Origin of the sequence: Paenarthrobacter aurescens (assembly GCF_025421775.1) — a bacterium.
Taxonomy (GTDB): domain Bacteria; phylum Actinomycetota; class Actinomycetes; order Actinomycetales; family Micrococcaceae; genus Arthrobacter; species Arthrobacter aurescens_B.
The window spans coordinates 1-229 of sequence record NZ_JAOEFX010000829.1 but is presented as its reverse complement, the minus strand read 5'-3'; the positions used below and the strand labels follow the sequence as shown (position 1 = coordinate 229).

1 protein-coding gene is annotated in these 229 nt (G+C 65.1%); it reads left to right on the top strand.

The features are described 5' to 3' along the window. A partial coding sequence (locus tag N7568_RS25740; protein ID WP_261612431.1) for a hypothetical protein occupies positions 1–229 on the top strand: 229 nt, incomplete at both ends.

Below are 229 nucleotides of genomic sequence, written 5' to 3'. Positions count from 1 at the left end.
TCGACTCCTGCCAGCAGGACTGCGGTCCGGGCAGTCCGACATCTGCCGGCAAGTCCATGGTGTGGTCGGCCCCTGCCCAGACTGATCTTGAAAGGGTCTTCTACATGCCGCCCATGACCTCGGAGACCAACGAGGTCGTGATTACCGATCCCCCCGCAGCCGGCAGGGAGATCGACTGCAGCCACGTCACCCCCCGGGGTGGCCAAAGGGTGACCACCACCGGCACCAT